Genomic DNA, 22,510 nt, shown 5'->3' with positions numbered 1-22,510 from the left:
TGGTAAAGACGTCAGCCACTGGATTTCGTGATCATCTGCTGACAGACCGGACACGACCGGGCCTGATCAAGCCACAGCCGGATCAGCCGCACCCGACCTTTGAACGAGTCCAGCATCGCGAAGCCCAACCGGTCTTCGAAATAGGTTTCCCACTGCGGGTCGAAAGGATTGGCGGCACCGTTGATTTTCCGGTGCCGCCGGATCGGCGTGCCTGCGATGTCGTATAGCGTCAGGAGTGCAGGCTTTCCTGTGCTGAGCGTTTTTCTAGTCTCCGTGCCAAAGGCCCAGTGCCGTGCACCAGCGGTACGGAAATACTTCCGCCGGATCCAGCGTGCGCCTTTGTTCGGATGTCGGCGCTTCGCCCAGCGCCACAGACATCGCCAGATTTCGTGACCGACTTTGCCAAAGGTGTGCTTCGCCACGACATGTCGATAGTAGTTCGCCCATCCGCGAAGCAATGGATTGAGCTTGTGTATCAACTGATCATGTCGCATCGTCGCACCGTCTTTCACGGTCTCCCGCAGCTTGCGCAGGAAGCGCTGAACGCTTGCTCGGGCAGGCTTGATCAACAGCTTGCCGCCGTACTTGCGCACGTTCATGCCGAGGAAATCGAACCCGTCGTCGATATGCGTTATCCGGGTCTTTTCTGGCGACAGCGATAAGCCGCGTTCCGCCAGAAACTGCCCGACCATCGGACGAACTTCATCAGCCAACACTTCACGCGTTGCACCGGTAATGATAAGGTCATCCGCATAACGAACGATGTTGACCTTTGACGGATTGTTATTGCCTTTGCGATACTTTGCACGTAGCATTTTTTCCAGCCCGTCGAGAGTCATGTTCATCAACGTGGGCGAAACGATACCGCCTTGCGGTGTACCAGCCTGCGTTGAGTGAAGGACACGGTTATGAAGGTAGCCAGCCTTCAACCATCTTTGAAGGATCGCCTTGTCCGTAGGGATGTGGGCGACCAGCCAGTCGTGCGAAATTTCATCGAAGCAGCTTCGGATGTCGGCCTCAAGAATCCACGGCGCACTATTCGAACGTACAAGAACCTTGAAGCACTGTTCGATGGCGTCCGCAGTTGACCGGGCAGACCTGAACCCATACGAGTTCGGGTCCGCCGTTGTCTCCGCGATGGGTTCGAGAGCCAGCAGATGCAGCGCCTGCTGAGCCCTGTCGACCATGCAGGGGACGGTCAACGCGAACTGCACAGGGGCTCAGCGAGCATTTGGGTTGGGCTGAGATCCGCCATCCCTTTCATCCCCTCAGAGGCCAACGCTTTCCGGTCCTAAAGACCCGTCGCGTCGCCGGCACCGACACGCTGCTCCTCGGCCATGAGGAATGCGGCAGCTTTAGCATTGCGCGCGAATGGACGGACTGGGGGGCACCATCCGCTCACGACGACGCGAGCATCACCGCATGCCGATTCGATCTCGACATGCTGCTTGAACTGGTCGCGTTGATCGACCTGCTTGCCCCGTCCAGGAAGTCTTTAAACAAAGGAGCTTGATCAATGCGATTCCTTGACCTACTATCAGACCAGTTTTTGACGTGGTCCGAAAATGGAAGATATTCCGTCATCCACTTTACGCAGACGCCGCGCGCAATTGCTCAAGCAAATGCCGGCATTGGAGACGCTCTTGCGGGGCTCGCTTATCGAGCGTTACAAGCGCTGCGGCAAACCTGGCTGCAAGTGCGCCGACGGTCCCGGCCATGGCCCCAAGTACTACCTGTCGGTGAGTTTCCCGGGGCGCCGACCACAAATGGACTACGTGCCGCAGGCCGACTACGCCGACGTCACCGAACGCCTGGCGAACTATCACCGCGTCCGCGAGATCATCGAGGAGATCTGCGAGATCAACCGCGAACTATTGCGCCGCCGCGAGGCGCTCTGAGGGGCGCCGGTGAGCCAGTCGCCGCTGTCACTCACCCACATCATCGATCCGCAATCGGCCGGCGTACTCATCGCCAACATGCTCGAGGCCTGGCTCACCGCCGAGCCCGCGCTGGAGCTGACCGAGGAGGCCTTCGATGAACACCAAGATCACCCCGCAACATCAGAGCAAACCGGCGTACATCTATATCCGCCAAAGTACGCTGGCCCAGGTACGGCACCATCAGGAGAGCACCGAGCGTCAGTATGCGTTGCGCGACAAAGCGCTGGCACTGGGTTGGCCGCAGACGGCGATCCGGATCCTGGACCGCGACCTCGGTCAATCGGGAGCACAGATGACGGGCCGCGAGGACTTCAAGACCCTCGTGGCAGACGTCTCGATGGGGAACGTGGGTGCTGTATTCGCACTGGAAGTTTCCCGTCTGGCACGCTCGAATCTGGACTGGCATCGCCTGCTCGAGTTGTGTGCGCTCACACATACCCTCGTGATCGATGCCGATGGTTGCTACGACGCAGGCGACTTCAACGACGGCCTGATACTGGGTCTCAAAGGTACGATGGCACAGGCGGAGCTACATTTCTTGCGCGGGCGCCTCCAGGGCGGCAAACTCAACAAGGCGAAGAAAGGTGAGTTGCGCTTTCCACTGCCCGTCGGCTTGTGCTATGACGATGACGGTCGCATCGTCCTGGATCCCGATGACGAGGTACGCGGCGCCGTGCAACTGGTGTTTCGTCTGTTTCAGGAAACCGGCAGCGCATATGCCGTTGTGAAGCGATTTGCCGAAGAGGGCCTGCGCTTTCCGAAGCGTGCCTATGGCGGTGCCTGGGCAGGCCGACTCATCTGGGGGCGCCTGAGCCACGAACGCGTACTCGGTCTGATCAGGAATCCTTCCTATGCGGGCGATTATGTCTTTGGACGCTATCAGTATCGTCAACGCATAACCGCACAAGGAGAGATCCAGAAGCGCGTACAGCCGGTACCCAAGGCTGACTGGCGGGTCCATCTTCCCGACCATCACGGAGGGTATATTACCCCGGAGGAATTCGAACGCAACCAGGTACGCCTGGCGCGCAACAGGACCAACGGCGAAGGTACCGTGCTCAGCGGCGCGGCGCGCGAAGGTCTGGCGCTGCTTCAAGGGATGCTGATATGCGGCCACTGTGGCCGGGCGCTGACCGTGCGGTACCAGAGTCACGGTGGCCTTTATCCACTGTACCTGTGCAGCAGGCGTCGCCGCGAGGGTCTGGCGACCACCGATTGCTTGAGCATGCGCAGCAATCTGCTCGACAACGCGATTGGCGAGGCAGTACTCACCGCGCTACAACCTGCCGAACTCGAGCTCGCGCTCACTGCCCTGAACGAACTCGAGCAGCGCGATCATGCCATCATGCGTCAGTGGCACATGCGCATCGAGCGAGCCGAGTATGAAGTCGCACTCGCCGAACGCCGCTACCAGGAATGCGATCCGGCCAACCGTCTGGTCGCGGGTACCCTCGAGCGGCGCTGGAACGACGCGATGCTTCGGCTCGATGAGATCAAGACGCAAGCCGCCGAATTCCAGAGCCAGAAGGCACACGTCGCCACATCCGAACAGAAGGCCCAGGTCCTCGCACTGGCGCGCAATCTGCCGCGCCTGTGGCGTGCGCCGACGACGTCAGCGAAGGACCGCAAGCGCATGTTGCGACTACTCATCCGGGACATCACGGTCGAGAAACTATCTGCCACGCGACAAGCCGTGCTGCATATCCGCTGGCAGGGTGGCCCGTGCACCGACATCACCGTCGATCTGCCCAGGCCGCGCCCCGAAGCAATACGCTATCCGGCGGAGACCGTCGACCAGGTCCGCAAACTGTCGCAACGTCTGTCCGACCCACAAATCGTTGCGCACCTCAATCAGGAAGGCTTGCGCAGCGCGACTGGCAAATCGTTCACGCTCTCCATGGTCAAATGGATACGCTACCGATACGAGATTGCGGCAACCAGCTTCAAACGCCCCGACGAGCTTACCGTACAGCAACTCGCTGACCGGCTGGGCATCAGTACACACATGGTGTATTACTGGATCGAGCGCCAGGTTGTCCAGGCCCGCAAGCTCGATGGACGCGGTCCTTGGTGGATCACGCTCAATCGCACCAAAGAACAACAACTGCGGCGTTGGATACGCACTTCAGGACATCTTCAGCGGTAACATTCCAACACTCAACTGGCAGAGGTGCATTATGAAATCACCGTCGGAATTCCAAGGGGCCGCATGGTTGTCCCGTTGGCCTTCGGGATGTATATCCGTCTCAGCGGACGCGGCTGGTAACCACGTCGTTTGAGCAACGACACTGCTTCGAGTCTGGACTTCGGGGTGGACCAAGTGATGCCGTCCACGCCCGGCGTCCGTCTGCCCTTGTTCTCAGTCACCCGTCTGACGGCGAGTGCCTTGCCGCTGAACGAGTGGGTTAGCAACCATTGCAAAGCTTTCACCCTGCCGTGTTTGCCGCCCTGTTCGGCCTTCACGATACGCGCCTGCAGCCGTCGAATCTCACGATAGCATCTGGCCCAGTCAATGCCGTGCCAATGCGTCGCGTGATCGGAGGACGCACCGGTGCCGGGCTGCTGCACTGTCATCTGCTTCTCCTCCTTTGAAGGTTGATCAAACTCTCTCGTGATGAAAGACCAGACGGAAGTGGGCCTACTTTCGCATGCGGTGATGTTGCAACCGCTATGCCACCCATTACAGGCAGCCGTTCGCTTTCTCCGTTCTCCTCTATCCGCACTGCCAACGGTTTCCCTCGCGGGTTACCTGCCCGGTGGGCAGCAATACGGACTTACCATGTTCCGCTCGAAAAACACGATGGGTTAGGTTCTGCCTTATCCGCCGGTAGCTCTGTTGTCCGCGTATTCCCATAGCCAAGAGGAATATCCAGCTACGATGCCTTTTGGCTACAGCCTGTCAGTACCTTTGGCTGTTTGCAATTGACGACGTTTACTAGCAGTTCACATGCGTTAACCGTACCATCAAGCGCTGGCGCGCGAACCGCGTTGGTACTCGCAGTCCTTGCTGCTTTGTCCCGATCGCTTCAGACCAGATAGTTACCCATCTCGCCTGGGCCGGTAGGCTACCGTTGACGGAACAACGGGCTTTGTCACCGCAGTGCTTTGCGGGCAAAGCAATTTTTCAAGCGACCTCATGTCGCACTGGCTATTTTTGCCCATCGCCCGAAATAGCTACTGCACTGCATACTTCGGGCGTTGGGCGCCGTTAGCCAACATCACAGGGGCTGGCAAATCCGTTGGCTGGACACCCATCCGATGCGCGACTGGTTGCGCCGTAAGCCTTGACGCACAGCCAGACAGTCGCGTCGGACGGGTTCCGTGACAGCGCAAGATGCGCACTGGCGCCGCAGATGGGCGCCCGCAAGCAAAGCAGGTGCGCATGACCGATGACACGCGGCCATCGGGGTGTACTATCCTCTTCGCAGGGTCACCCTGCGCACGGCATCTGGGTACGTCGTCAACGGCGGTCAATCGACCCCGCTGGGGCCCTTGGGGAACAGCATGAGGGGCTTGCTTCTGGCATGGGCATGCGCGTGCATGCTGTCGGTTGCCGCGGCGCAGGGTCTGCCGACTGCCCCCGTGCCCCGGACCACGGCCGCCGCGAAGGACTACCTGGCCGAAGCGAAGCGCGTCGTCGATGCCGCGGCGCAACCCGCTGCACCCTGGAACGGGCCGCGCAACGGGCCGCGCGCCCAAGCTGGGAAACGCGTCGCCATCGTCGCCGAGGATTTGCGCAACGGCGGCATCGTCGGCGTGGTCGACGGTGTGCTGGAGGCGGCCAGGGTCATCGGTTGGAACGTCAAGATATTCGACTCCGGCGGCACGCCGGACCTGCGGCTGAAGATGCTTGCGAATGCGCTGGCAAGTCGTTCAGACGGTCTGATCATCGTCGGCGGCGACGCGCGCGCCCTGCTGCCCGGGCTGCGACCGTTTGCCGAGCGCAGCATTCCGATCGTCGGCTGGCATGTCGCGGCCCAGGCGGGACCGGTGCCTGGCACGCCCGTGGCAATGAACGTGGCGACGGATCCGCTTGAGGTCGCGCGCGTGACCGCGCTAGCGGCCATCGCACAGTCTGGCGGGCATGCAGGAGTCGTCATCTTCACCGACTCCAATTTCCGGATTGCGCAAGGCAAGGCGGATGAAATGGCTGCCGTCGTGCGCGCGTGCAGCGGCTGCACCTTGCTCGAAGTGCGCGACGTGGCGATCTCGCGCAGCCAGGAACTGATCCCGATCGCGACACGCGCCTTGCTCGCGCGATATGGCAGGCGCTGGACATATGCGCTGGCCGTCAACGACATCTACTTCGACTACGCCGCCCCGGTGCTGACCCAGGCCGGAATGCCAAACGCCGCCATGGCCATGTTGTCGGCTGGCGACGGCAGCGAGTCCGCCTTCCTGCGTATCCGGGCGGGCACCTTCCAGACAGGCACCGTGGCCGAACCGTTGAATCTGCACGGCTGGCAGTTGGTCGACGAGATGAATCGGCTCTTCGCCGGAGGAGACGTCACCGGTTACGTGTTTCCGGTGCATCTCGTGACGGCGGACAATATCGCTGCGGACGGCGGCGATCGTCTGCTTTACGACCCGGCCAACGGCTATCGAGACATCTATCGCCGCATCTGGCAGCGCCCATGAAACTTCCCCTCCCACAGTCGCTCGCCGCGCAGTTCATGCTCGTGGTTTCTTGCCTGGCCGCCCTGGTGGTCGCGGTCGGTGCCACGACCATTTACTCGTTGGCCGGTTCGGCCCATGCGATCCACCAACTGGCCGAAGAGCGGCTGGCGCGCCAGGAGGATGCCCAGGACCTGGCGCAGCGCACTCTGATGATCGAGCGCCTGGCACTTCAGTTGTCCAGTGACGATACGGTGGACGCTGTGCGCGAGACGCATCGGCATATCATCGAACAGCTGGCGTCTTTCGACCGCCTCGTGGACCGCCTCGCCTCCGCGACCACGAGCGAAGGCGTCGGTGTCGACGCGCTGGAGCTGCATCGATCGAGCCAGCGATTCCGCAACACGGTCAACATCGAGGCGCAGGTGCGCGAGACCGCGCTGGGCGCTGGCGCCGCGCCGCGGCACGGCGCGTCATTGGCCAGGCTGGACGACGATCTGCGCCGCCAGGCCGACGCTCTGGCCGCCGCGGCGCGCCAGCAGTCGGATTATTTCACGCGCGATTACCGTGCAGCGGTTCAGGATCTGGCCGAAGACCTAGGCCGCACGCGCAGGTGGGTGGGCGGCGAAGTCGCGGTGAGCCTGCTGCTGGCTTGGCTGATCGCCCACGCATTCCTTGGCCGCCACGTCGTGGCACGGCTGCGCCGGGTCAGCCACTTCCTGCGGCACGGCGATGTCGACACCGTGCAAGCCGGCGTCCCCGTTCACGGCCGCGATGAGATTGCCGATATGGCGCGCGCAGTCGAGCAGTTTTTCGAAGACCGGCGCCAGCGCAGGCAGGCCGAGGATGCGCTGAAGGAACTCAACGCCGAACTCGAGGCACGCGTCACGCAGCGCACGGCCGAACTCAACACGGCGCTTGCGGGCCAGACGGCCGAGATCATCGAACGACAGCACGCCGAAGAGGTGGCGCGAGCGAGCGAGCACTTCCTGGACAGCATCATCGAGAACATCCCCGACATGATCTTTGTCAAGGATGCGGCGACGCTGCGCTTCGTGCGCTTTAACAGGGCGGGCGAGCAACTGCTCGGCGCCCAGCGCGAGGAACTCATCGGCAAGTCCGTCCACGACCTGTTTCCGGCGCAGGAGGCCGATTTCTTCGCGCTGAAGGATCGTGACGTGCTGAAGTCGCGGCAGCTGGTCGACGTGCCGGAGGAGCCGGTTCATACGCGTCACGGGCAGCGCGTAGTGCACACGATGAAGATCCCGATCCTCGACATGCACGGCGAGCCGCAGTTCCTGCTCGGCATCTCTCGCGACATCACGGAACAGAAGCGTGCCGAAGAGGAACTGCGGCGCTATCGCGAGCACCTTGAAGACATGATCCGCGAGCGAACCGCTGAACTGGCCGTCGCCAAGGAGCACGCCGACGCGGCCAACCAGGCCAAGAGTGACTTTCTTGCGCACATGAGCCACGAGGTGCGCACGCCGTTGAACGGGATTCTGGGCTACGCGCAGATCCTTAGCCGCGACAAGAGCCTCGATCAACGCCAGGTCGACGGGATCACCGTGATCCAGCGCAGCAGCGAACACCTGCTTGCGATCATCAACGACATCCTGGATATGGCCAAAATCGAGGCCGGAAGGGCGGAGCTCAGCGTGTCCGATATTCCGCTCGACCGGTTCATCTACTTCATCGCCGAGACGATTCAGGTGAAGGCAACGGAAAAGGGATTGTCCTTCGCTTGCGAGATGGCACCCGATCTGCCCGCGGGCGTGCGGGTCGACGAAAAACGGCTGCGCCAGGTGCTGCTCAACCTGCTCTCCAACGCAATCAAATTTACCGAGGAGGGGAGCGTGCGCCTGCGCATCGATTTCCTGCCGCCCGTGCGGCTGCGTTTCGAAGTGCAGGACACCGGCATCGGCATAGACGAAGCGCGTCTGGAGGCGATCTTCCGGCCTTTCGAGCAGGTGAGCGATGCCCGGCACCGGGTTGGAGGCACGGGGCTGGGACTCGCCATCAGCCGGCAGTTCGTGCGCCTGATGGGTGGCGAGATCCACGTCGAGAGCCGCCGCGGTGCTGGGAGCGCCTTCTCGTTCGAGCTGAACGTCCCGGTGGTGGCGCCTCAGGCAGCTGTCGTCCCGCCCGAATGGACGGTAAGCGGCTATAAGGGGCCGCGCAAGACCGTCCTCGTCGTGGATGACGTAGCGGCAAACCGTGCCGTGGCGGTCGATATGCTCGGCCAGCTCGGATTCGACATGGTGGAGGCCTGCAACGGACTGGAAGCTTTGGAGAAAGCCAAAGCGCTGCGGCCGGCGCTCATCCTGATGGATGTCGTCATGCCCGGGATGGACGGGCTCGAAGCCACGCGGCGCCTGCGCGAAATGCCGGAGTTCGGGGGTCTGCCCATCGTTGCAGTCTCCGCCGACGCCTCGGGGAGTGATGCGGCGAAAAGCCTGGCGGCCGGTGCAAACGCCTTTCTGTCAAAACCGGTTGACTTCAGTGGACTGTTGTCACAGATCGCGGCCCTCCTGAATATCGAGTGGAGCGACGAAGTTCCGCAGACGCAAGCCACCGGAGCGGGCCGACCGGCTGTACGCACCGCCGATCCCTCCGCGGGGACCCTGATCGTGCCGCCGCCGGGGGAAATCGAAGCGCTGCACCACCTGGCGCGACTGGGCGACATGCGTGCCATCTTGCAACACGCCACGCACCTGACCGAGCTTGACGAGCGCTATCGTCCTTTCGCCGACCACCTTTGCCAGCTAGCGAAGCATTACCGGTCCAAGGCAATCCTCAGCTTCGTCGAGCAATATCTGGAAAGGAGGCAAGTCCCATGACGGGGACCGCAGAATCCGCGTCCTCAAGACTCCCAGTTGTGAAACCGGGTCATGCAAATGGGCTTTCAAACTCTCGAGCTGTATGCGGCGAAAGTCGCACGTACAGTTCCAGGGGGCGGCGGCGCAGTAGTGCGTCGCTGCTACCCGGGTTTTCGTCCGGCGCGGTCCGAGCGCGGTCCGAGCCACAACGCGGTAAAAAATGACGGCTGCTCCTTCGGTCATATCGATCCGAGCGGATCCCCACGATATACTTTCACCTGATCATTCCACGCAAGTGGACGAACCGTAGCTCATGGCATTCGGGCAGCGTTTCTATTCCAGTTTAAAGAAGAACGGGCCAGGCTCTTCAGCTTGCTCATCGTCGGTTCTCGATTTGTTCAGCCCGACACCTTAACCGATTCGCCCCCGCGCTATTTGCACCAGAGCCACACGATCTCCGCGGTGCACAGTGAGCACCGGCGGATTGAAGCGCATCTGCTCGATGATGACCTGGTACGTTGAGCCTGCGGCTTCGGAAATGCTGGCCAGCGACGTCGTCACGATCGCTACGAAAGCGTAGGCAAGGATAAAAGCGCCGGTGCGTAGCTTGCCTCGGCGCTGCCCGGCTGCGCAAGGTGTCGGATTGCCCACCGCTATTGCCCAGCTCGGCCTGCAGATGCTTCGCGTGCTCGAGATGCGCGACAAAGGCCGGACGCACCTTGACGAGAAGCGCCTTCAGTTCGGCGTTCTGCGCATCCGGAATCAACGTCTTGTCCAGCGCGTCGAGAACGCTTTCGTGGTACGTCACCTCGTGGTCGATATACGCCCGGTCGAACTGTGGGCCCTTCAGCGTTTTCAGGTTGGCGAGGTTCGCGTCACCGCCTTGCTTGAGGCTCTGGCTCGTCGGATTGTCTTCCGGCGTCACGCCGAGTTTGTGCACAAGGTCGGCGGCGGCCTTGTTGACGCCGCTGTGATCGGTGACCATGCGTTGCGCGAACGCTTTGACATCCTTCGACTTCGTTTTCGACTCGGCGAGCTTGCCCGCATCGATATCCGCCTGGTTGGCGGTCACGACGATGGCTGCGATCTGAGGATCGGTGGGGCCGGCGCTCTGTGCTCAGGCCGGGAGGCTGGCAAATGTGAGTGCACTGGTGAGTGCGCCGAATAGTGCTGCGCTGATTATCTTCATGTCGCGTCTCCTGAATAATCATGGCAAGTCCGAGTCGGTCCGCACGCGATCTGCGGCCGATTCGATCCTGAATATGGAGTTGGATGTCACGTGTGCGAACCGCGTTCCCGTTTTCGTTCCCGGGCGCGTCCTGCGGTGCGTGTTTCTTTGACACAGTTGCGGAATAGCCATGAGGAGGGCGACATGGCTTCGCAGCGTGGGTACGATATTGTCCAGGGAATGGGTGCTGAAACAGCGGGAAAGGCAGAAATTGCGTGCGTTCCCGAAAGGGCACGGAACAAGCGCGTCTCTGTTCCGGTCGCCGACCGGCCCCCGACTTAAGGAGCCGGTGGGAAGTGCCGTTTGCCGGGGTTGATCCGCAAGCGCCGGAAGCGTTCCTTCTTGTGCTCTTCGTCGAAGTGGGCAAGAGACGGCTTGACCAGATCACTGCGCGACACAATGCCGACCAGTTGCAAGGTTTCGGAGTCCGTGACCACCGGCAACCGTTCGAGACCGTGCACCGCAAGCCGCGTTGCAACGAGCCGGCAGGTTTCACTTGGCAATGCAAATGCCGAGGAACGGTGGCGCAATACGTCAGCGAGGCGCGAATCGAGCGCATCCGCCGCCCCGTCATCGCGTATTTTTTCCAGTAGCGCGCGATCGACCATACCCGCCAGAACACCCTGGCGCACGACCGGGTAAGCCCGATGTGTCTGCGTCGCACCGAAGAACGTTGCTAGCGCTTCACCCACGGATATATCCCCATCGATTGTTTCGACCGTACGCGACATCACCTCGTCGACGTGGTGGCGCTCAAGCGGATCGACGCCGTATTCCCGGTAGATGTGATATCCACGCCGGGCAATTTTCTCGGTCATGATCGATCGCTTCATGACGACCGTTGCAAACCCATGCGCGATCAGCGTCGCGGCGAGCAGCGGCAGCAATGCGTTGCTGTCGTGTGTGAGGCCGAATGCGAACACGATTGCGGTCAACGGCGCGCCCAAGGTAGCGCCAAGCGTGGCCGCCATGCAAACGAGCGGCCACAGGGCAGGTTCGCCGCCCGGAAGCACGTGGCCGAGCACGACGCCGAGCCCCGCACCCAGCATGAGCAACGGCGCCAGGACGCCGCCTGAAGTGCCCGAGCCCAACGCCACGACCCAGATGATCGCCTTCACGACCAAGATCGCCAGCGCGATCTGGATGGCAATGTGCTGGTGCAACAGATCGCCAATCACGTCGTAGCCGACGCCCAGCGCGCGAGGCTCGAGAAAGCCGCCGATGCCGACGACAAGGCCGCCGAGCGCGGGCCACCACATCCAATGGATGGGCAGCTTGCCGAACAGGTCTTCGGTCTTGTACAACGCGGCTGACAGACCCGACGCGAGCGCGCCGGACAGCAGGCCTGCGATGACGCAGGACAACAGTGACAGCGCGCCGGGAGGCGCCGTTTCAAGCGGAAACAGCGGCCCCGTGCCGAAGAATGCCGCGCGTGCAAAGCCCGCAACCGCGCACGCAAGGGCAACCGGCAGAAAACTGCGCGGACGCCATTCGAACAGCAGCAGTTCGACCGCCAACAGCACGGCCGCCACCGGCGTGCCGAAGACCGCCGTCATGCCCGCCGCTGCGCCGGCAACCAGCAGCGTCTTGCGTTCCGCGGACGTGACCTTCACGCACTGCGCGATCAGCGAGCCCAGTGCGCCGCCTGTCATGATGATCGGGCCTTCCGCGCCGAACGGCCCGCCACTGCCGATCACAATGCCGGACGACAGCGGTTTGAGAATCGCCACTTTCGGCGACATACGGCTCTTGCCGAACAGGATGGCTTCGATCGCTTCGGGAATGCCATGCCCACGGATCTTTTCCGAACCGTAACGGGCCATGAGCCCGACGATGAGTCCACCGATAACCGGGATGATCACCACCCAGATACCCAACGTATTGAGGGCCGGTGAGCGCTCCGCAAACGAAAATTCCTGGAAGAAAAACAGATTGGTGAATAGATGGATCAGGCTCAGCAGCTCGAACGCCGCAAGCGTGCTGAGGGCACCAATTGCCGCGGCGAGTGCGGAAATACCGGGAAGCCGCGTGTTGGTGGAAAAGTCGCGCTTATGGGTATCGAGACTCATGGTGACTCAAACATCGATCTGGGGGACATTGAACGTGCCTTTGAGCGACTTCAGTTCGGCACGGTGCATCTCGGCGAGACGGGCCAGCAGTTGCTCGCCTGCTTTCAACAAATGAACCTCGACCTGGCGACGGTCCGTCTCACTGACCTTTCTGCGGACCAGTTCGAGCGCCTCGCAGCGGGACACGAGCGCGACCACGCCGTGATGCTGTGCCTGAAGCCGTTCCGCAAGCTCGCCGACGGTCGCCCAGTCGCGCTCCGGATAACCCCTGATATGCAGGAGCAACAGATACTGCAGCGGTGTGATGCCTTCGCCCTGCGCGGCCTGCTCAGAAAAACGCTCGAAGCGACGCATCTGGTAGCGAAACTCGGACAGTTGCTCGAAGTTCGCCTTGGTCAAGCCGCGGGTGAGTGTTTTCATCGGAGTACCGTGAAGAAATAGGTAAAGCGAAATAATATCACGTCGTGATATTTATGTTCGTATTGAGCCTAGGTGGCTTTGATACTGCTATGCCGCGCTTCGCTGCTTCGCGTAAGCCTGACGATACAGTCCCGCGATGAGGTCGGCCTGCGTGATCATCCCGGCAAGCCGCTGATTCGAGTCCAGAACCGGGATGTGGTGGTGCCCGTAGTTCGCGAACACCGGCACCAGTTCGACGATCGGTGTCGTCGCGTCGACCGTGTGAACGTCGACGTTCATCAGTGCACCGACAAGCGGCGCCGGCGTGATGCTGCGCCGGAACCAGCGTTGCACGGGGGACGACAAACCGGCCCCTTTGCTGAACGCCCGTTTGTCGACAAGGTCGACGCGGGTCACGATACCGATCACGTGCTGTCTCTCGTCAGTGACTGGGAGCGCTTTGATATGGCGCTGTTTCAGCAGACTCCATGCTGCCGACGCCCTCGTGGTTGCCGACACGGCTACCAGCGAACGCGACATGATGTCAGCGCACGTCAGTTCATTGAACGTGCGGGCGTAGGCCTGCAACTGAACGTCGCGCAGCAGGGATTCCAGATCGTCCGTGTCGATATCGAGCAGTTCTCCGCGCCGGTTCAGCACTGACTCGAGGTCGGCTCGCGTGAAACCTTCGCTCGCCGGCGCCGCGGATGCCGGGCCTTTCACTGAACTCTGGGCGACGTGCGGGTATCGATGCCCGGTGGCTGCGTGGTAGGCGATGGCCGCGCCCAACAGGGCGACCGATTGGATCGCGATCGGCTCGAGCACGTAGCGGTAGCCCAGAGCGTGGACGACGGGACCGCCCAGCACCGCGGTGAGGGCAACCGCGCCCGACGGCGGGTGCACGCACCGCAACGCGAACATCGCACAGATTGCCAGTGCGACGGCCAGCGCGGCGGCGCCCACCGGATCGGCGATCCAGCTTGCACAGGCAACACCCACCGTCGCGGAAACGAGATTGCCACCGATGATCGACCACGGCTGCGCCAGAGGACTGGCAGGCACTGCGAACAGCAGCACGGCCGACGCGCCCATGGGCGCCACGAGCAGCGGAATGTTTGCGGCCGGCCCGAGCAGGACGTGCATGCTCCCGCCGGTGAACGCGATGCCAAGCAACGCACCGAGACACGATCTGAAGCGTTCCGGCCACCGGACGGCAATAGGGTGGGGGGCAAAGCTGGAAAACCAGCGGATGAGGGCGTAGCGGGACAAGATTTGAATAGGAAAGTAAGGGGGCGGTATAACATGGGACGAGGCCGCACCTTACGGCAAAATCCTCGTGAAACAAAAAAACGCGTCGTCACGATTATATTTCATTGTGATATAAAAATGCGCGCCGGGTCGCCGACGCCCGGCAGTGCCGGGCTGCCCAAGGGTCAAGCCTGGTCCTGTGGGCTCTGGTGCAAATGGCTGGTCAGGCCGAGATTTTTCCAATAGATATGGATACCTTATCGATTGAACAGGACAGCATTCCAGACAGCGAGCGCAGCTGTATCTTTAAGCCCGAGCATGGAGAAGTTGAACTGACCCTTGCGAATGCGATGCATCAATTCGATGCCTGAAATCGTGGTCACGGCATTCCTGAATCGTTTGAAACCGAGCATCACGTTCGTTCTGGACTTGATGTTTCGATGGTCCTGCTCGATCAGATTGTTCAGGTACTTCGAGGACCGGATATTCGTGTCCTCAGGCAGCAGGCCATCGGCCTTCATCTCGCGCACCGCCCGGTGTGAGGCGACATACCCATCGAGCGTGATCGTCTGCGGCGGCTGGCCCTGATGTTTGATTGCCTTGCTGAAAAAGGCTTTGGCCGCGGCCACGTCGCGCTTCGCTCTGAGCATGAAGTCTACCGTCTGGCCGGCTCGATCTACTGCACGGTACAGATAAACCCATTTGCCACGAACCTTCAGGTAGGTTTCGTCAACACGCCATGACCGCCCTGTGGGTATGCCAAAACGATTCCAACGCTTGACGAACTCCGGCGTGAAGCGCTTCACCCAGCGCATGATCGTGGTGTGCACCAGCGACAAACCGCGCTCGGCCATCATCTCGACGATATCGCGCAGGCTGAGCTTGTAGCGAAGGTACCAGCGCACGCAGAGAATGATGACCTCCCGATCAAAATGCCGCCCATCAAACAACGCCTCCAGGCCTTTGCGCTTGCTCATCACCGACCACCAGATTGTTAGGCTGGATACTTTAACCGATTCGCCGAGCCTATTTGCACCAGAACCCGCGCCCGTCGGTCGATTCGACGGCGACGCGGCCCGGGGTAAAAATGGAGTGTCGATCGGGCGCTGTGAACGGCCGCATTCCGACACGCTGGGCGTGCGTATCCATTGCGACGACGCTGTGCCTGAAAATATCCGGCTTCTGCATGACATGCCAGATGCCGCCTGTAATCGACATTTCGGCGTCGAGCGTTCTGAACGCATTCCAGCGCGCAAGGCCTCCATGGGCCTCGATAGCAAGTTCCAAAAGATCATTCGTCATGCCGCGGACCTCGTTGAAGGTTCAGGTGTCGATGCGCTCAGGAGTCAGATAGCCGTTGTGCCCCTGCTGCCTGAACGTTCAGGTAAAGCAGGCCGTACTTAAAACAATTGTGAATGACATTGTCATCGCAGTGGATTGTGGGCGTCCGCTTCATGAATGTCGATGGTGATCGACATTGTATTTTTCGATCGGTCGCATTGGGGCGTTGCCTGGCGTTTCGCGCGGTGGCAGGTCGTACCCAGCAGGTCGTCCCCAAATGGCCCGCCATGCGTGGTTGAGTTCGATCAGCGAGCGCACGTCGCCAATTGAAACCGCCATCGGTCGAGATTGTCCGGATGGTCCACTGTCGCTTTCTGGATGTCGCCTCGAATCAGATGGCAGATCGTGAGCTTTCCCTTGAACGTCTCCAGTATTTGCACGAGCCTCACGCGCTCCGCGTGGCCTGAAAATCCCAGATCGAAATAGATCACGCGACGCCGCGTGTCGCCAGTCACGAGACTATCGCCACCGCCGCCGCCCGAACCGCCCGCGATTCCCATCGCCGGCACGTCGCGAATCGCCAGGTTCCACGAGAAACCGTTCTCCGCAATCCACTTTCGCGCTTCGTCATCGCTTTTCATCGCCTTGAGCGCGGCTGGTGGATGGTTGGTGTCGTCCGTTGCCATCAGATACCGGTACGAATGCCAGATCCTGAACGTGTTCGAGGTCGGCTTGAACGCATACATGTCTTTGGCGACTTCGTCGACAAACTCCCATTGCTGCGTCGAATCATCGTAGCGGAACCATTCGATGCGCTCGTTCCATTGCAGCACCGGACTGTCGATGTCTGTGCCCGACAACTTGCCGAACAGACGTGGCTTCACGTTGACGCGAAAACTCAGATCGAAGTGATGGCCGGCAGGCTCGGTCGAAAGGCGGCCTCCAACCGTTGTAATTTTTTCGTAGGGAATCGACAGGTTGTCGATGGTCATTTTCGCTTTCATTTCATCTCCGGCCGGCGGTTTCTACATGTGCAAGGAACAGCCGGGAAACGCTGCTTATTCCATCGGTGGCCCGGCGGAGAGATTTCTGAACGACATGGAATAGATCGCAATGACGAACTGTTGTGTCAGCAGGCCGGATGAACCGGTCGCCCACACAACAACAGGTTCAGACATGCTCAATTCCCTCATTTCACGGCGGCGCCTGATGGCGGCAGGGTCCGTGGCCTCGTTCAGCGTGCTGCTTTCGAAGATTGCCTACGGCGCGACCGCCCACGACGCCGAGCCCGCAGCAAGCATGGCGACGAGCGTCGTTCCGGCATTTCTCGGCTCGTCGCGGCAAACGCTGCCGCCACTGCCATGGGCCGACAATGCGCTCGAACCGGCTATTTCGGCGCGCACCATCGGCATTCATCATGGCAAGCATCACAAGGCCTATTTCGACAATCTGCACAAGCTTCTTGCCGGCACGCCGCTCGAACAGGCATCGCTCGAGCAGATCATCATGCAGTCACATGACCAGCCCGCGCTTGCAGACGTCTTCAACAACGCCGCGCAGGCATGGAACCACAACTTCTACTGGAACTCGCTGAGCCCGGCGCCGAGCGCGCCCAGCGAGAAGCTTCAGGCGGCAATCGTCCGCAAGTTCGGTTCGGTCGATGCACTCGCGAAGACGCTCGTCGCGACTTCGGCATCGCAGTTCGGCAGTGGCTGGGGATGGCTCGTGCTCGATCGCGGCGAACTCGCGATCGTCAAGACGAGCAACGCGGAAACGCCGTTTACTCGCGGACTCGTGCCGCTGCTCACCGTCGACGTATGGGAGCATGCGTACTACCTGGACTATCAGAACCGCCGGCCGGACTATCTGGTCGCGACGGTGTCGGGCCACCTGAACTGGGCGTTCGCCTCGGCCAATCTCGACCGCGTCTGAGGAAGGGCGGGCAGGTTGCAGGCTTTCATCGTATCGGGTCAAAAGGGAGCATCGCCATGATTCGCTTGTCACGCAGAACGCGCCGTTCGATCAGCGCCGGATGGCTGTTGGCCGTAGTCAGCACGTCGGCCGGCGCCGCGTCGATCGACCCACCCGATGCGCGAGCGCTCTTGAGCACAACCGCGTCCGGCGTCCAGATTTACTCGTGCGAATACGATGCGAACCACACGCTAGGCTGGGTGTTCAGCAGTCCGCGCGCCACGTTGTTTGACGCGGCCGGGGCGGCGGTGGTCGAGCATTCGGCGGGACCCTCATGGGAAGCCCGTGACGGTAGCCGGATCGTGGGCCATGTCCTCGCACAGATGCCGAGCGAAACGCCGAACGGCGTGCCGCAACTCCTGCTGGAAACACGCTCGACGGGCGGGAAGGGCATGTTGAGCGAGGTGCGCTACGTGCAACGCACGAGGACCGCAGGCGGCGCCGCGCCGAGCGCGCCGTGCACCGTCGAACATGCGACGGGCAGTTCGCCGTATATCGCCACCTATACTTTTTTCAAGTAGCAAGCGGCGGCGGAGGATACATCTTGTGAATCACGACCAGTTGCATTAATTTGGATAACTACATTTATAGAGCGATGGAATAGATGAAGCCTTCCGCGTGTTGTCTGAAGCAAGAGAAACAAGCGAGCAGGCGAAGCGACTACCCGAGTTCCATGTGCCATGCAAACCATGAAAACTGAATTCATCGCTCATCAGGATTGGACGAAATGGCTGGACGCGCTATCGGATGAAGCGCCGTGCGGACCCGATCTCGAATACGACCCACGATTCCGCGAACTCGAGGAAGCCGTTAGCGGACGTCCCGAAGCGGAATACGGTGCGACGCTCGTCGCCGCTGTACCGCCCGACTGGGCCGCGGCGGACGCCCTGAGCGCTGAGTTGATGGCGCACACGCGAGACCTGCGTGTGGTCGCGTGGCTTGCGCGAGCGCGGCTTGCTCGCGAGGGTATGGCAGGGCTCGCAGATGGTCTCGCGCTCGCCGCGACGCTTCTCGATCACAACTGGGATCACGTGCATCCGCAACTCGATGCGAGCGACTGCAACGATCCGACGGTGCGGATCAACGCACTCGCCGAATTCGTGGATGCAACCGGTCTGCTCGCGGAGCTGATGGATTCCCGGCTCGTGCCGCATGACGTGCCTGTCACCTTGCGCGAGTGGTTGTATGCAAACGGCGAGTCCGTTGCTCCCGACGGGCGTGTGGTCATGATCCTGTCGGAGATCGAAGTGGCCGCTGCCGCGTCGCTGGATGACGCGATGCGCACGAAGACCTCGGCCGACACGGCACTCGCCAATGCCGAGTGGCTCGAAAGCGTGTTGACAGAGCGCGTGGGCGTGACCCAGGCGCTCGAACTGGACGGGCTCAAGACCTTGCTTCGCCGCGCGGGCGCGCTATTGGGCGGGTGTCTGAAGAAGCAGGGCGTTGCCTTGGACATCGCCACGCCGACGGACGGTCGCGCCACCGAAGCGCGGCCCATGGCGGCAGGCGACGTGATATCGAGCCGCACGGATGTCGCCGCGACGCTGGACCGCCTGTGCGCGTATTACGCAAGGCATGAGCCCGCGAGTCCGGTGCCGCTCCTTCTCGCACGCGCGCGCGGCCTGATCGACAAATCGTTCGTCGATCTGCTCAAGGAACTCGCGCCGGAGGGGCTCGCGCAATTGACTCAGGTGATTGGACCGGCGGCCGCCGATTTGCCGGCCAGCTGAATCGAATCGCGTCGCGCTACACCGCATCGCATTGTTTTCATCGAGGAGGATCACAGAATGGCCAAGGAAAGCAGTCAGAAGTTCATCGCGCGCAATCGCGCGCCGCGTGTGCAGATCGAATACGACGTCGAGGTCTATGGCTCGGAAAAGAAGGTCAATCTGCCTTTCGTGATGGGCGTGCTTTCGGACTTGTCGGGTCAGGCGCAAGAGCCGCTGCCGCCGGTTGCCGAGCGCAAGTTCGTCGAAATCGATATCGACAACTTCGACGAACGGCTCCGCTCGATGAAGCCGCGCGTCGCGATGCACGTCGACAACACGCTGACGGGCGAAGGAAAGATCGGCGTCGACATGACCTTCGAGAGCATGGACGACTTCTCGCCGGCTGCGATCGCCCGCAAGGTCGAGCCGCTCGCGAAATTGCTGGAGGCGCGCAGCCAGCTCCAGAACCTGCTCACCTACATGGACGGCAAGACCGACGCCGAAAAGCTCGTCGGCCAGCTGCTCGAAGACCCGGCGCTGCTGAGCGCGCTCGCTGCCGCGCCCAAGCCGCAAACGAGCGAAACCGACGATTCGGAATAAAGGAACCGTGATGGCAGATACCAACCTGGAGCAATCCACTAACGGGCAGCAGCCGGCCGACCAGCAACTCGACGACGCCAGTTCCTCCGGCGAGTTTCAGAAGCTGCTGCAAAAGGCGTTTCGCCCGCGCACCGACAAGGCCCGCGAGGCCGTCGAGAACGCGGTGCGCACGCTGGCGGAGCAGGCCCTGCTCGACACGCATCGGGTGTCGGACGATGCGCTTGCGAGCATCGGATCGTTGATTGCGAAGATCGATGAAAAGCTCAGCGCACAGATCAACGTGATTCTCCACACCGATGAATTCCAGAAGCTGGAGAGCGCGTGGCGCGGCCTGCATTATCTGGTCACGAACACGGAAAGCGACGAAAGCCTGAAGCTGCGGGTCATGAACATCTCGAAGCGCGATCTGCATCGCTCGTTGCGCAAATATAAAGGCGTGGCGTGGGATCAGAGCCCCATCTTCAAGAAGCTTTACGAGGAGGAATACGGACAGTTCGGCGGCGAGCCGTACGGCGCGCTGGTCGCGGACTACTACTTCGACAACAGCAGCCCCGATGTCGATTTCCTGACGCAGGTGGGCAAGATCTCCGCGGCGGCGCATGCGCCGTTCATCGCAGGCGCGGACCCCGCGGTGATGCTGATGGATTCATGGCAGGAGCTCGCGAACCCGCGCGATCTGACGAAGATCTTCCAGACGCCCGAGCACGCTGCATGGCGCTCGCTGCGCGACTCCGAAGATTCGCGCTATATCGGCCTCGCCATGCCGCGCTTTCTCGCGCGCCTGCCGTATGGGGCCAAGACGAGCCCGGTCGAGGAATTCGACTTCGAGGAAGACACCGCGAGTACCGATGCGTCCAGGTACGCATGGTCGAATGCCGCGTACGCGATGGCGGTCAACATCAATCGCTCGTTCAAAACCTATGGCTGGTGCTCGCGCATTCGCGGTATCGAGTCGGGCGGTGCGGTGGAGAACTTGCCGGTGCATGCATTCCCCACCGATGACGGCGGCGTCGACATGAAATGCCCGACCGAAATAGCGATTAGCGACCGGCGCGAAGCGGAGCTGGCGAAGAACGGCTTCATGCCGTTGGTTCACAAGAAGAACTCGGATTTTGCGGCCTTCATCGGCGCGCAGTCGCTGAACAAGCCGATCGAATATGAGGATCCGGATGCGACCGCAAACGCGAATCTCGCCGCGCGGTTGCCCTACCTTTTCGCATGCAGCCGGTTCGCGCATTACCTCAAGTGCATTGCGCGCGACAAGGTCGGCAGCTTCAAGGAAAAGGACGACATGCAGCGCTGGCTGCAGGACTGGATTCTCCAGTACGTCGATGGCGACCCAGCGAACTCGTCCGAAGAAACCAAGGCCCGCCGTCCGCTCGCAGCGGCGGAAGTGGTGGTCGAGGAGGTGGAGGGCAATCCGGGTTACTACACGTCGAAATTCTTTCTGCGTCCTCACTATCAGCTTGAAGGGCTGACTGTGTCGCTGCGGCTTGTCTCGAAGCTGCCGTCGGCAAAGGCCGCCTGATCTACACGATTTCTTCCACTGCAGTCATCTACATAGGGAACCATCATGGCAGTCGATATTTTTCTGGATCTGGGCACCGTCAAGGGCGAATCGCTCGATACCACGCACAAGGACCAAATCGATGTGCTCTCGTGGAGCTGGGGTCTTTCCCAGTCGGGCACGATGCATCTTGGCACGGGCGGTGGAGGCGGCAAGGTAGCGGTCCACGATCTGTCGATCACCAAGTACACCGACCGGGCCACGCCGTCGATCATCACGTCCTGTTCGAACGGCAAGCATTTCCCGACCGGCAAGCTCACCGTACGCAAGGCCGGTGGCACGAAGCCGCTCGAGTACTACACGATTGAAATGGACAAGGTTCTCGTGACGAACTATTCGACCGGCGGCTCGGATGGCGAGGACCGTTTCACGGAAACCGTGACGCTCAACTTCGAGAAGTTCCACGTAACGTATCAGCAGCAGGACCCGACCTCGGGCTCGGCGCTCGGCGGTGTCGTCGAGAGCAAGTGGAACATCCCGGCGAACGCGACGGCGTAAGCGGACCATGCGACTGAAAAACGCCGAACGTGTACAGCCTTCGCTGCTGGACAGGCTGACCGACCACGAGCCCGATGTCGCGCGCGAAGTGCGCGAGCACCGGTCGAGTTCGGCGCGCTCGCTGCGCCGCAGCGTCATGCGCGATCTCGGCTGGCTGCTCAATGCGCAGGGAATCGCGTCGTCGCAGGACATCACGCGCTATCCGGGCGTCGCGGAGTCGGTGCTGAATTTCGGCTTTTCCGACCTCGCGGGCAAGAGTGCATCGAATCTCGATGTCGGGTGGATCGAGAGCCTGATGGTTGACTCGATCCGCGCGTTCGAGCCACGCATTCTGCCAGGCACGCTGCGCGTTCGCGCGGTCCGCCCGGGCGGGGCTGACGAAATGAGCGGCCAGCACAACGCGATTGCGTTCATCGTGGAAGGCGATCTTCATGCGCATCCCGTGCCGGAGCGCCTCTATTTGCGCACGGAACTCGACCTCGAAGCGGGCAAGGTCGACGTCTCGGAATGGTCGCACGCGTGACCCGGCCGGCGCGCCGTTGCCTCGAAGCGATACCAGGACATTCC

The 22,510-nt window shown here is 61.4% G+C and carries 20 protein-coding genes and 1 pseudogene; 13 read left to right on the top strand and 8 right to left on the bottom strand.

Annotated features, from left to right (window positions below; all coding sequences use genetic code 11):
* Positions 1 to 11: 11 nt before the first annotated feature.
* A complete protein-coding gene (locus B0G76_RS12290) occupies positions 12 to 1,214 on the bottom strand; it encodes a reverse transcriptase domain-containing protein (protein WP_220700743.1) in 1,203 nt (400 codons plus the stop codon).
* On the opposite strand from B0G76_RS12290, the gene B0G76_RS12285 reads away from it, so the two are divergent.
* The 3 genes from B0G76_RS12285 to B0G76_RS12275 all read left to right on the top strand — a co-directional run bounded on the left by B0G76_RS12285 (position 1,127) and on the right by B0G76_RS12275 (position 4,086).
* Positions 1,127 to 1,513, top strand: a complete 387-nt coding sequence (locus B0G76_RS12285) for a Y4bD/Y4pK family protein (protein WP_310793934.1) — start codon at positions 1,127 to 1,129, stop codon at positions 1,511 to 1,513. The genes B0G76_RS12290 and B0G76_RS12285 overlap by 88 nt on opposite strands.
* A gap of 52 nt (positions 1,514 to 1,565) precedes the next feature.
* On the top strand, positions 1,566 to 1,898 hold the full coding sequence (locus tag B0G76_RS12280) for a DUF6788 family protein (protein WP_120292452.1): 333 nt from the start codon (positions 1,566 to 1,568) through the stop codon (positions 1,896 to 1,898).
* A gap of 136 nt (positions 1,899 to 2,034) precedes the next feature.
* Entirely contained in the window at positions 2,035 to 4,086 is a 2,052-nt protein-coding gene (locus B0G76_RS12275) for a recombinase family protein (RefSeq protein ID WP_120292450.1), read from the top strand.
* Positions 4,087 to 4,115: 29 nt separating this feature from the next.
* On the opposite strand, the gene B0G76_RS12270 is transcribed toward B0G76_RS12275, so the two are convergent.
* A complete protein-coding gene (locus B0G76_RS12270; protein ID WP_120292448.1) occupies positions 4,116 to 4,514 on the bottom strand; it encodes a reverse transcriptase N-terminal domain-containing protein in 399 nt (132 codons plus the stop codon).
* A 930-nt stretch (positions 4,515 to 5,444) separates the two neighbouring features.
* Between B0G76_RS12270 and B0G76_RS12265 the strand changes: the two genes are divergently transcribed.
* Complete coding sequence (locus B0G76_RS12265; protein ID WP_120292446.1) at positions 5,445 to 6,578, top strand: substrate-binding domain-containing protein; 1,134 nt, start codon at positions 5,445 to 5,447, stop codon at positions 6,576 to 6,578.
* Positions 6,575 to 9,394: an ATP-binding protein gene (locus B0G76_RS12260; RefSeq protein ID WP_120292444.1), complete on the top strand. Its 2,820-nt coding sequence runs from the start codon at positions 6,575 to 6,577 to the stop codon at positions 9,392 to 9,394. The genes B0G76_RS12265 and B0G76_RS12260 overlap by 4 nt, the downstream gene beginning before the upstream one ends.
* Positions 9,395 to 10,019: 625 nt before the next feature.
* On the opposite strand, the pseudogene B0G76_RS12250 reads toward B0G76_RS12260, so the two are convergent.
* From B0G76_RS12250 to B0G76_RS12230, 5 genes and pseudogenes are all read right to left on the bottom strand, one after another.
* Positions 10,020 to 10,562 (bottom strand): annotated as a pseudogene (locus B0G76_RS12250) (DUF4142 domain-containing protein); the annotation flags it as partial.
* Positions 10,563 to 10,879: 317 nt separating this feature from the next.
* On the bottom strand, positions 10,880 to 12,670 hold the full coding sequence (locus B0G76_RS12245; RefSeq protein WP_120292442.1) for a chloride channel protein: 1,791 nt from the start codon (positions 12,668 to 12,670) through the stop codon (positions 10,880 to 10,882).
* A 6-nt stretch (positions 12,671 to 12,676) separates the two neighbouring features.
* Positions 12,677 to 13,090, bottom strand: coding sequence for a MarR family winged helix-turn-helix transcriptional regulator (locus B0G76_RS12240; RefSeq protein WP_120292440.1), 414 nt, complete (start codon positions 13,088 to 13,090; stop codon positions 12,677 to 12,679).
* 87 nt (positions 13,091 to 13,177) lie between these two features.
* Complete coding sequence (locus B0G76_RS12235; protein ID WP_120292438.1) at positions 13,178 to 14,338, bottom strand: HPP family protein; 1,161 nt, start codon at positions 14,336 to 14,338, stop codon at positions 13,178 to 13,180.
* 236 nt (positions 14,339 to 14,574) lie between these two features.
* Entirely contained in the window at positions 14,575 to 15,294 is a 720-nt protein-coding gene (locus tag B0G76_RS12230) for an IS6 family transposase (RefSeq protein ID WP_120292436.1), read from the bottom strand.
* On the opposite strand from B0G76_RS12230, the gene B0G76_RS42450 reads away from it, so the two are divergent.
* Complete coding sequence (locus B0G76_RS42450; protein WP_147394034.1) at positions 15,287 to 15,721, top strand: hypothetical protein; 435 nt, start codon at positions 15,287 to 15,289, stop codon at positions 15,719 to 15,721. The genes B0G76_RS12230 and B0G76_RS42450 overlap by 8 nt on opposite strands.
* A gap of 182 nt (positions 15,722 to 15,903) precedes the next feature.
* Here B0G76_RS42450 and B0G76_RS12220 read toward each other — a convergent pair whose 3' ends face one another.
* Positions 15,904 to 16,602 (bottom strand): hypothetical protein, encoded by a 699-nt coding sequence (locus B0G76_RS12220; protein ID WP_147394033.1) that lies wholly within the window; start codon positions 16,600 to 16,602, stop codon positions 15,904 to 15,906.
* A gap of 295 nt (positions 16,603 to 16,897) precedes the next feature.
* Here B0G76_RS12220 and B0G76_RS12215 point away from each other — a divergent pair, with 295 nt between their 5' ends.
* The 7 genes from B0G76_RS12215 to tssE all read left to right on the top strand — a co-directional run bounded on the left by B0G76_RS12215 (position 16,898) and on the right by tssE (position 22,466).
* On the top strand, positions 16,898 to 17,530 hold the full coding sequence (locus tag B0G76_RS12215; protein WP_259460822.1) for a superoxide dismutase: 633 nt from the start codon (positions 16,898 to 16,900) through the stop codon (positions 17,528 to 17,530).
* 56 nt (positions 17,531 to 17,586) lie between these two features.
* A complete protein-coding gene (locus tag B0G76_RS12210) occupies positions 17,587 to 18,090 on the top strand; it encodes a DUF3455 domain-containing protein (RefSeq protein WP_120292428.1) in 504 nt (167 codons plus the stop codon).
* Positions 18,091 to 18,249: 159 nt separating this feature from the next.
* Positions 18,250 to 19,299, top strand: a complete 1,050-nt coding sequence (gene tssA, locus B0G76_RS12205; RefSeq protein ID WP_259460557.1) for a type VI secretion system protein TssA — start codon at positions 18,250 to 18,252, stop codon at positions 19,297 to 19,299.
* A gap of 57 nt (positions 19,300 to 19,356) precedes the next feature.
* The gene (gene tssB / locus B0G76_RS12200) at positions 19,357 to 19,878 is read left to right on the top strand and encodes a type VI secretion system contractile sheath small subunit (RefSeq protein WP_120292424.1); all 522 of its coding nucleotides are present in this window, start codon (positions 19,357 to 19,359) and stop codon (positions 19,876 to 19,878) included.
* Between the two features lie 10 nt (positions 19,879 to 19,888).
* Positions 19,889 to 21,406 carry a type VI secretion system contractile sheath large subunit gene (gene tssC / locus B0G76_RS12195; protein ID WP_220700742.1) on the top strand — a complete coding sequence of 506 codons (1,518 nt, stop codon included), beginning with the start codon at positions 19,889 to 19,891 and terminating at the stop codon, positions 21,404 to 21,406.
* Positions 21,407 to 21,451: 45 nt separating this feature from the next.
* Positions 21,452 to 21,943, top strand: coding sequence for a type VI secretion system tube protein Hcp (locus B0G76_RS12190; RefSeq protein WP_120292422.1), 492 nt, complete (start codon positions 21,452 to 21,454; stop codon positions 21,941 to 21,943).
* Between the two features lie 7 nt (positions 21,944 to 21,950).
* Entirely contained in the window at positions 21,951 to 22,466 is a 516-nt protein-coding gene (gene tssE / locus B0G76_RS12185; RefSeq protein WP_120292420.1) for a type VI secretion system baseplate subunit TssE, read from the top strand.
* Positions 22,467 to 22,510: the final 44 nt, after the last annotated feature.

Origin of the sequence: Paraburkholderia sp. BL23I1N1, from assembly GCF_003610295.1 — a bacterium.
In the GTDB taxonomy this organism is placed as follows: domain Bacteria; phylum Pseudomonadota; class Gammaproteobacteria; order Burkholderiales; family Burkholderiaceae; genus Paraburkholderia.
Note: the sequence above shows the minus strand (reverse complement) of the source record. Positions and strands in the feature narration are given on the sequence as shown.